Here is a 9,967-nt window from a genome sequence, read left to right on the forward strand (position 1 = left end):
CGGCACCCGGCTCGCGGGCGGCGACTGACCCGGCCGGGGCGAGCCCGGCGCACGCCACCCGCCGGGGTCGCCCCGGCGGTGTCTCATCCGGCGGGAAACGCTGTCGTCAGGACACGCGCTGGACGGGTTCGAACTCCCGTTTCGCGGCCTCGAGCAGGTCGCGCCAGCTCGTCACGTCGGGTCGCCTGCGCAGAAGAGCGCGCCGTTCGCGTTCGGTCATGCCTCCCCAGACACCGAACTCGATCCGGTTGTCCAGCGCCTCCGCCAGACACTCGGTGCGCACCGGGCACCCCATGCAGACCAGCTTCGCCCGGTTCTGCTCCGCACCGCGGACGAACAGACCGTCCGGGTCGACATCCCTGCAATAGGCATGGACGCGCCAGTCGGTGTGGTCGGTACTCATACCCCCAGCTCCTACCTGTCATGACCGGCGGGCGGAGGACGTAGCGTACGACCGCGCCCCCCGCGAGCAGGTCTTACGTGCTCACGTTCCCTCCGAACGGCCCCTCCCCGGAACCGTTCACGTGAGATATTGACGGACTGTAGGACTCTGTGGTTCCGTCCGCCAACCCTGTTCCGCCCTTGTTATCAGATGTCGTCGTGACGACGACAGCTCGGTCGCCGCCGCGTCACTGGTGGAACCAGCGGAACGGGTCACGGCGATCACACCGGCGCGTGCGTACCCTGGATGCGTGAGTAACCGGAGCGGTCTGTTCAAGCTGCTGGGCCTGTGCCTGCTCGCGGGTGTGTTGACGGCCGGACTCCTGTTCCCGGTCGTGGGCGCCGCGGGCGTGGTCTCCAATCAGGCCAGCGACACGGTGGAGTCGATGTCGTCCGAGCTGGCCGACGAACCTCCTCCCCTGGTCACCAACATCACCGACCGTGACGGTGAGCGCATCGCGACCGTCTACGACCAGTACCGCATCCCCATCGCGCCGGACGAGATCTCCGACGCGATGAAGTGGGCGCTCATCTCGGTCGAGGACCGGCGCTTCTACGACCACCACGGGGTCGACTGGAAGGGCACCCTCCGGGCCGCGATCAGCAACACCTCGGGTGGCGATACCCAGGGCGCCTCGACGTTGACCCAGCAGTACGTGAAGAACTACCTGATCAACGTCATCTACCGCGACGACCCGTACGGCCAGCAGAAGGCCCAGGAGGTCTCCATCGCGCGCAAGCTCAAGGAGGCGCGCGTGGCGGTGCAGCTCGAAACGAAGATGAGCAAGGAACAGATCCTCACCGGTTACCTCAACATGGTCGAGTTCTCGCGCCAGATCTACGGGGTCGGCGCGGCGGCGAAGGCCTACTTCGGCACCACGGCGGCCGAGCTGGACGTCGCCCAGGCGGCGCTGCTCGCGGGCGCGGTGAACAACCCGGCCGTGCTCGACCCGTGGAACAACCCCGAAGGCGCGAAGAACCGGCGCAACATCGTGCTCGACACGATGGTCGACAACCAGAAACTCGCGCGCGAGGACGCCGAGCGCATCAAGAAGGAACCGCTGGGCGTGCTGCCCGGTGGTCCGGACAAGGACCCGGCCAACTGCACCGGCGCCGAGAGCGGCTTCTTCTGCCAGTACGTGCTCGAGTACCTCTACGAGCACGGCATGACCAAGGACGAACTGTTCACGGGCGGATACACCATTCGCACCACGCTGGACAGGAAGGCCAACCACGAGGCCAACGAGGCCGCTGCGGCCGAGGTGGACAAGGACGAGCCGAACGTCGCGAACACGCTTTCCCTGGTCAAACCGGGCAAGCAACGACACGAGGTGCTCGCGCTGGCGGCCAACCGTGACTACGGCCCGAACGCCGACAAGGGGCAAACCACCCTCGGACTGCCCTACGAGATCATCAACGTCTCCGGAACCGGGTCGAGCTACAAGATCTTCACCGCCGCGGCCACGCTGGAGCAGCGCGAGTACGGCATCTTCGACACCGTTCCGGTCCCCGGCTTCCACGCGTCGAACGTGTTCCTCTGGGGTGCTGCTCACTGCCCCACGAACTCCCAGGGCATTCGGTCGTACTGCGTGCAGAACGCGGGCGACTACAGCGGTTCCATGTCGTTGCAGGACGCACTGGCGCAGTCGCCGAACACCACGTTCGTCATCCTGGAAGAAGAGGTCGGGATGGGCCCGGTCGTGGAGATGGCGCACAAGCTCGGCTTGCGCAAGACCATGACATCGAGCGCGGCGGGGGGTCCGGTCGATCCGGACGCCGAGCGCCTGGAGTACAGCCAAAACCAGCTCGAATTCTACGGCCCGAGCGAGAACAACCCGACCGGCCGGGGCGTGTTCACCCTCGGCGCGAGTCCGACGAGTGGTCTGGAGCTGGCCAACGTGGCCGCCACGATCATGAGCGGCGGAGTGTGGTGCCCGCCGACGCCGATCATCGAGATCAGCGACCGCGACGGGAACCAGCGCCCGATCGAGGAGAAACCGTGTGAACAGGTCGTGCCCGAGGGACTGGCCGACACACTCGCGGTCGGCATGAGCAAGGACATCGACGAGGGCGGCACCGCGCACGCGGCGGCGTCGAACGCGGACTGGAGCCGCCCGATGATCGGCAAGACCGGGACGACGCAGCACCACGGGTCGGCGGCGTTCATCGGAGCGACCCCGCAGGTCGCGGGTGCGGCGATGGTGTTCCGCCCGACCACGCCCAACGGCGGCCTGCATGACGGTGGCCCCGGCAACGTCCACGCGACCGACGGCCAGTTCGGCAACATGTACGGCGGCAAGACTCCGGCGCGTACGTGGTTCCGCGCGGTGAAGCCAATTCTGGAGGGCGAGCCGGTGATGCCGCTACCCGAGCCCCACCCCGAGTACGCCGACATCCGGTGAGCCACACGGCGGCGTCGACCCGCGAAACACCGCAACACCGCCCGCGCTCACATCCATCACTTACGATGCGTTTCTTACACCCGTGCCTTTACAGACGATTTTCTGGTGCGAATACTCGCTGACACGAAGCGCACAAGGAAAGCGTCTCGCTGCATCGGCGCCTACCATACGGACGCTCCCGTAGAAATACTCTGTGCGGGCTAAGTCCCGACTACGGCGGGTTGACCTCTGGCGTGCTGACAACTCTGTTGGACGATCGCCTTCCGGGACCCCGACTGATTAACTCGGTCGGCGCACGTAGCCCCGATCCCAAGGCAGGCGAGCCGACGACCAACCCACGAATCACAGGCACACTCCCCATGCGACGAGCCGATGCGCGGGTCGGTGCGACCCAAGGTGAGCGGTCCCGCACGGGCTCTATCGCACGGGTTTCACTTCTATCCGAGATATCGCCACGCTGACCGAGACACGGTGGCGTGGCTTTTTTTTCGAGCCGTTCGGACGTTGTCCGTTGAAGCTATCTGGGGACGACTATGCTCAGAGCAGGACGTGGCCGGCACAGATCCCGAGCTTTGACGCTGGCGATGACAATGGTGATCGCCACATCGGGACTGAATCTCGCCGCCCACGGTACTCCCGCCGGAAACGAACCGCCGAAACCGGACACCGATATCGCCGCCGATCGTCCGGTGGCAGGCAAGAACGACGCGATCGCCCACGAGAAAAGGGCGGCGGTTCTCGGCGACAACTGGAAGACCTCTACTGACGTCGGGTGGGTCACCACCGGCGATGCCAACGGATTTCATCTTCTCACGGCCGAGGCCGCCGAAGGTTTCCGGTGGGAACGGATCGCGAGCCTGTCCGAGCCCGGTTTCGCGGCCGACAACTGGATTGGCAACGCCTGCGTCACGGGCTCGGGCGAGCACGCCGTGGTGGTGTACGCGCCCCGCACGTTCACCAACGAGAAGAACCTGATGCGGCGAGGAGCGTTCACCGCCACCGTCGATCTCACCGACGGCACCGTGACGAAACTGCCGGTGCAGACCAGCCTGGCCTACTTCAACCCGGGCTGCGGCGAGGGCGACGAGGTCCTCCTGACCCAGGGCCGCGGCGAGCAACAGAGCCGCACGAGGCTGCTCCGCCTCGACGCCCCCACGGCCGAGATCACGTCGCGGATTGAGGTGGAGGGTCAGTTGACCTCTCCCGTTCCGACGCGCGACGGGATCGTGGCCGCCGACTCCGGTGGTCTGGTCCGCGTGGCCGAGGACGGCACTCGGCGCGTGTTGACGCCCGCCGAGGGAGTTCCGTTCCGGCTCGCGCCGGACGGCGACGGCGGAGTCGTGTTCATGGAACGGCAGGGGACCGACCAGGCCGCCGTCCGCCGCGTCGCGACCGCACCGGCCGAGGACACCTCCCGCGCGGTGCGAAGCACGACGTTGGCGCGGGGCAACCTCATGGCGGTGAACGTGACCTCGCCGCGAGGCGGGCGTGTGTTCGTCACCGGCGAGAAGCAACCGCTCGCCCGATCGCTTCCGGCCAGTGTCTCCCTGGTCGACGCGCCCAAACGGGCGCGCATGTCCATGCAGGGCACCCTGGCGGTCACCTCGGTGACCAAGGCCCGCGCTCCGGAGGGCGCGGCCACCGTGAACGGGACGACAACCGTCCACGGAGCGAAGCCGGAACCCGTTACGATCAAGGCGACGGCGCCGCGCACCGGTCAGACCGTCGACTTCTCCGTGGTCACCGACGAAGCCAGATACGGTGAACAAGGCCCCACTGCGGGCCGGGAGCCGAGTCCCGCGCTCGGTTCCGGTGGTGTGCGGACGTTGGGTGATCCGAACGACCCGGCGGATTTCGAGGATCGGTACTGCTCGGTGCCGCGGGCGGACCCGCGCAACCAGGCGATGCAGCCGAAGCCGCGTCAGGTGGAGTGGGCGGTCGACCAGGCCGTGCGGGGCGTGCTCGACGTGCGGCGTCCGGAGAACTGGAAGAACCTGGGGATGCCCTCCTACACGCCGCAGGGGTTGTTCCCGTATCGCGCACTTTCCGGTGGGGGGCATGTGCCCGCGCAGATCATGCTGGGAGTGGCCGCGCAGGAGTCGAACCTGTGGCAGGCGGCGCGGTCGGCCGTTCCGGGCGTGACCGGCAACCCGTTGATCGGCAACTACTTCGGCATCGACTACTACAACGACACCGAGGCCGACGACTGGACGATCAACTGGGCCGAGGCCGACTGTGGCTACGGTGTCACCCAGGTCACCGACGGGATGCGCCTGGCGGGCAAGGAACGCCCCGGCGAGACCGCGATGCCGTATCAGACCCAGCGTGCCGTGGCGCTGGACTTCGCCGCCAACATCGCCGCAGGCCTGCGGATTCTGACCGAGAAGTGGAACCAGACCCGGGACGCCGGCCTGACCATCAACAACGGCGACCCTTCCAAGATCGAGAACTGGTTCTTCGCCGCCTGGGCCTACAACTCCGGGTTCTACCCCAACTCCGGGGACGGCTCTCCGTGGGGCGTGGGCTGGTTCAACAACCCGGTCAACCCCATCTATCCGCCCAACCGTGATCCGTTTCTGGAGTTCACCTACGAAGACGCCGCCCACCCGCAGGACTGGCCGTATCCGGAGAAGGTGATGGGCTGGGCAGGGCACCCGGTCGAGGTGCTCGAAGCCCCCGGCGAGCTGGTCGCGGGCTACCGGCCCGCCTGGTGGAACGGCGACGCCACCACCGGCCCCATCAACCGGCAGAACGTCAAGCCACCGGTGACCCAGTTCTGTGACGCCAGCAACGACTGCCAGCCCGGGGAGAGCTTCACCCCCAACGCGCCCGACGTCGTCGGCGAACCCGCGGGCCCGTGCGCGCACACCAACAGTTCGGGCCAGTACGACCTCAAGTGCTGGTACCACGAACCCTCCACCTGGAAGGAGGATTGCGACTACTCCTGCGGCAACGAACTGCTCCGCTTCGACCCGGGCTATGCCTACCAGGAGGACGCCACCAGCTACCCGCCCCGGTGCGACCTGTCCGGCCTGCCGGACAACGCGCTGATCATCGACGACGTCCCTGACGGGGTGCCCTCCATCCGCCCCGACTGCCCCCGCGGCTGGAGCAACGCGGGCACCTTCGACTTCACCTTCAAACAACACACCGACGGCACCTATCCCGGCAAGATCGACATTCACCAGATCGGTGGTGGATTCGGCGGCCACTTCTGGTTCACCCACACCAGAACCGCGCAGGACGAAGGCGGGAAACTGGAGGTCAACGCGACCTGGAAACTCGACCGCTCCCACACCGGCCCGATGGCGGTGCGGGTCGCGCTCCCGGACCACGGCGCGCACACGCATCTGGCCAAGTACGTGGTCAAGACCGCTCACGGCGAGCAGGTACGGATCGTGCGACAACCCGGTGAGGGCAACCGATGGGTCAATCTCGGTGCTTTCCTGTTCGACGGCGTTCCCGAGGTGACCCTCAGTTCGGTGACGCCGGACGGCACCGGTGAGGAGGACATCGCGTTCGACGCGATGGCCTTCATCCCGATCGACGGCAGCTACCACGAGGAAAGCGTAGAGGCCGTCGCGGTGTTCGATGAGGACCAGGACATCGACACCGTGGCGCCGTCGAGCTGGCTCGCCGGCAACCTCGCGACCCGAGAGTCGCTGTACAACTGGGCGATCGAGACGGCCGACAGCATCCTGGGGATGCCCCGGTGTGACTCCATGGTGGGGGACTGCCTGCTGCCCAGCACGGAGTCGGCCATTCAGGAATGGCGGGACGAGGTTGTCAGCGCGGGCACGGACCCGGTCGACCACCCGGACGGCAACAGCATCGCGAGCTGGATCGGGTTCGCGAACTCGTATCTCGACCGGCCCACGTCCGATCAGCGGCCCGCGCACTTCGACGACGACTCGCGGTACAAGATCCGCACGAAGGCGACCGTCTCGTTCATCACGGACGACAACGGCCACATCGTCCCGGAGAGTGAGTACGCCGTGTACGACCACCGCACGGCCGACACCCACTTGCCGGATTTCGTGCTGGACTTCTTTCACGCCGTGGTCGAGGACTACGACGTGGTCGGAATCACCGCACCGGATCTGAGCTACCGGCTGCGTGACCTCAACGAGCACAACGGTGCGTGGACCAGCGCGGACCCGTGGTCGGACGGGGTGCTGCCCGGCCGGGCGTACAGCTACTCGGGCAAGGCTCCGGCACTGACGAACTACGCCGGTGAACCGACCGAGACCAGCGCTGACTGCGTCGCCGCCTTGACGACGGCGGGTGGGTCGATCGGGTACCGGCCGATGCTCGGAGAGGACGGCCCCGCGCAGAGCATGAGCGACTGGGTCTCGCAGCTCGACGGCAACTCCGCCGTGGCCCAGCCGGTCGTGGACATGGTCGAGGACATCCGCGAGATGTTCTTCGACAACTCCGCCTCCCCGGGCGATGCCAGCGCCTACACGCAGGCACCGCCGATCTGGCAGGAGCTCGACTTCCGGGCGTGCGCGGACGGTTCCGTCCGGCGGATCCTCAACGGGCCGCCGATCCTGCGGGCCAGCCACATGCCGGATCAGTACCTGTACCACAACGGTCGGGCGATCGACCGGGACGGCAACCGCACGGGCACGTCTGCGCCGGTCATGAAGGGCGACTTCCAGGACTTCAGCAGGGCTCCGGACCCGAACCAGGAGTTCCCCGCGTGGCCGAACGCGTACGGTCCGTGCGACACCGCCACGGCTCGCTCGGGGAATCCATGGGACATGACGATCTCGATGGACCCCGGCGCCAATCCGGAGAACGGCCACTTCTGCGTGGACCGTGACCTGCCCATCGATCCGCGCTACAGCGGATAGTGGGCCTGAGCCGTGCCACGGTGGCAGCGCACGAAAGGTGTCGCTACCGTGGCACGGCTCCACCACGTTCGGCAGAGGAGTGGCATGCACGGCGTCGCGCTCATGATCTGGGTCCTCGTGCCGATGGCCATCGGTTCTGTCGTGCTGGCTGCCCTGAGATGGCGTAACCGACGCCTGCGTGCCGTGATCCTCTCGGCCCACTTGGGTGTCTCACTCGCGCTCATTTTCCTCCTCGCCGGGCCTGCGGAGATGTGGGCGAAGGTGCTGATCCCGGGGATGTGTCTGGCCGTGTTCCGGCTCGCGATCGCCCTCACCGAACTGCGCAGGCAACAGCGGCCGAACACGCTGACATCGGACGGGGAATCCGACCGGCAACCATGAGTGCGCCTGGGCACCGATCGCGTTCGGCCACTCGCCGACACCCGCGCTCTCGGGAAGGCCACGACCGTGGCGCACGAGCAGGAACAGGGGCAGGGATTGAGCTGTGCCATCATGAGGTCACTTGATCGAGTGAACTCGTGCGTCCGTACCGGTCACGTGGGTCGACAACCTCGCCGATCGACCGTACGCGACACGTAGTCTCGGTGATACACGTCACCCCGAGGATGATGATGAAACGCCTGATGACGGGGACGGCGGCCACGGCCGCCGCGATGCTGGGGTACGCCGTCGGCGTCGAACGGCGGCACTGGACACTGCGCACCGCCGAGCTTCCCGTGCTCCCCGAGGGGGCGCGGCCACTGCGCGTGCTGCACGTCTCCGACCTGCACATGCTGCCCGGCCAGGAGTCCAAGCAGCGCTGGGTCGCCGAGCTGGACCGGCTCGAACCCGACCTCGTGGTCAACACCGGGGACAACCTCGCCCACCCGCGCGCCGTGCCCGCCGTGCTGCGCGCGCTGGGACCACTGTTGCACCGCCCAGGGGTGTTCGTCTTCGGCAGCAACGACTACTACGCGCCCAAGCCGAAGAACCCCGCTCGCTACCTGATGCCGAAGGGCCGCCGCAAGCGCATTCACGGCCCTCAGCTTCCGTGGCGGGACCTGCGGGCCGCGTTCGTGGAACGCGGGTGGCACGACCTCACCCACGTGCGCCGCCGCGTCGTCGCGGGCGAGCAGACGGTGTTCGCCGCCGGTGTGGACGACGCGCACCTGCGCCGCGACCGCTACTCCGACATCAGTGGACCGCCCGCGGGAGACGCGGCGCTGCGTATCGGCGTCACCCACTCCCCGGAGCCACGGGTGCTCGACACCTTCGCCGCCGACGGCTACGACCTGGTGCTCGCGGGGCACACGCACGGCGGACAGCTCCGCCTGCCCGGGGTGGGCGCGCTGGTGACCAACTGCGAGCTGGACCGCTCCCGCGCCCGGGGCGCGTCACGCTGGGGCGCGCACATGTGGCTGCACGTCTCCGCGGGCCTCGGCACGTCCCCGTACGCGCCCGCGCGGTTCGCCTGCCCACCGGAGGCGAGCCTATTGACGCTGGTCGGCCGGGGTGCGGGCACCACCACGGCACGAAACCCGGCCCGCCGTCGAACCGCCAGCGGCGTCCGCTAAACTGGGTGACGACCCGCTGAGGAGTACTTCGGGGTGTGGCGCAGGTTGGTAGCGTGCCTCGTTCGGGTCGAGGAGGTCGTGGGTTCAAATCCCGCCACCCCGACGGAGGAAGGCCCTCGTCCGAGAAATCGGGCGGGGGTCTTTTTCGTTCCGCTCCCGGCTTCCGCACGCGGCGACCGGGCCGGTCAGCGCACGGCGATGGTCTCCACCCAGCACCGGCTGACGTCCCCCGGGCCGCCCCGCACCCACATCCACGCCGACCGCGCGGCGCTCGCGAGCTGCTGGTCCACTACCCCGTCCGGGGTCCGGACCGCTCCGGCGAGGTCGGCCTCCACGTCTCTGGCGAGACCGCGGTAGTCGTAGTCGTCGACGTAGCGCGTGTGCGAGCGGATGTCGCGGAACCCGGCCCGCCGTGCCCACTCGTCGACACGTCTGCCCGCGTACGGGTCCCCGCCCGCGCGCCGGTGCAGCTGGTACCAGCCCCGCAGCGCGGCGTCGACGTTGGCGGTGCGTGGTCTGAGCCGCACCCGTCCCCAATCGGGCGTGGCCACCGCGAGCGTGCCGCCGGGCCGCAGCACCCGGGAGAATTCGGTGAGCACCGCGATCGGGTCCGGCCGCCTGCCGAGCACGCCCCGGGCGTGGACGAGATCGACGCTGGCCGACGGCAGCGGCAGCGCCGTCTCGGCGGCGACGGCGAAGTCGATCGTGGTCACGG

6 protein-coding genes and 1 tRNA gene are annotated in these 9,967 nt (G+C 68.1%); 5 read left to right on the forward strand and 2 right to left on the reverse strand.

Features of this window, described 5'->3' with window-relative positions; genetic code table 11:
• Positions 1-106: 106 nt before the first annotated feature.
• The gene (locus SACSA_RS0104315) at positions 107-403 is read right to left on the reverse strand and encodes a WhiB family transcriptional regulator (protein ID WP_019813821.1); all 297 of its coding nucleotides are present in this window, start codon (positions 401-403) and stop codon (positions 107-109) included.
• 289 nt (positions 404-692) lie between these two features.
• Between SACSA_RS0104315 and SACSA_RS0104320 the strand changes: the two genes are divergently transcribed.
• The 5 genes from SACSA_RS0104320 (at position 693) to SACSA_RS0104340 (ending at position 9,355) form a co-directional block, all read left to right on the forward strand.
• A complete protein-coding gene (locus SACSA_RS0104320; protein WP_028661529.1) occupies positions 693-2,843 on the forward strand; it encodes a transglycosylase domain-containing protein in 2,151 nt (716 codons plus the stop codon).
• Positions 2,844-3,427: 584 nt separating this feature from the next.
• On the forward strand, positions 3,428-7,699 hold the full coding sequence (locus SACSA_RS0104325) for a golvesin C-terminal-like domain-containing protein (RefSeq protein WP_019813823.1): 4,272 nt from the start codon (positions 3,428-3,430) through the stop codon (positions 7,697-7,699).
• An 84-nt stretch (positions 7,700-7,783) separates the two neighbouring features.
• Positions 7,784-8,080: a hypothetical protein gene (locus SACSA_RS0104330; RefSeq protein WP_019813824.1), complete on the forward strand. Its 297-nt coding sequence runs from the start codon at positions 7,784-7,786 to the stop codon at positions 8,078-8,080.
• A gap of 230 nt (positions 8,081-8,310) precedes the next feature.
• Positions 8,311-9,252, forward strand: coding sequence for a metallophosphoesterase (locus tag SACSA_RS0104335; protein ID WP_028661531.1), 942 nt, complete (start codon positions 8,311-8,313; stop codon positions 9,250-9,252).
• Positions 9,253-9,281: 29 nt separating this feature from the next.
• Positions 9,282-9,355, forward strand: a tRNA-Pro gene (locus tag SACSA_RS0104340).
• Between the two features lie 82 nt (positions 9,356-9,437).
• Here SACSA_RS0104340 and SACSA_RS21435 read toward each other — a convergent pair.
• On the reverse strand, positions 9,438-9,967 hold a 530-nt coding region (locus SACSA_RS21435; protein ID WP_052328498.1), incomplete at its 5' end, for a class I SAM-dependent methyltransferase.

The sequence above is a fragment of the Saccharomonospora saliphila YIM 90502 genome, from assembly GCF_000383795.1.
In the GTDB taxonomy this organism is placed as follows: domain Bacteria; phylum Actinomycetota; class Actinomycetes; order Mycobacteriales; family Pseudonocardiaceae; genus Saccharomonospora; species Saccharomonospora saliphila.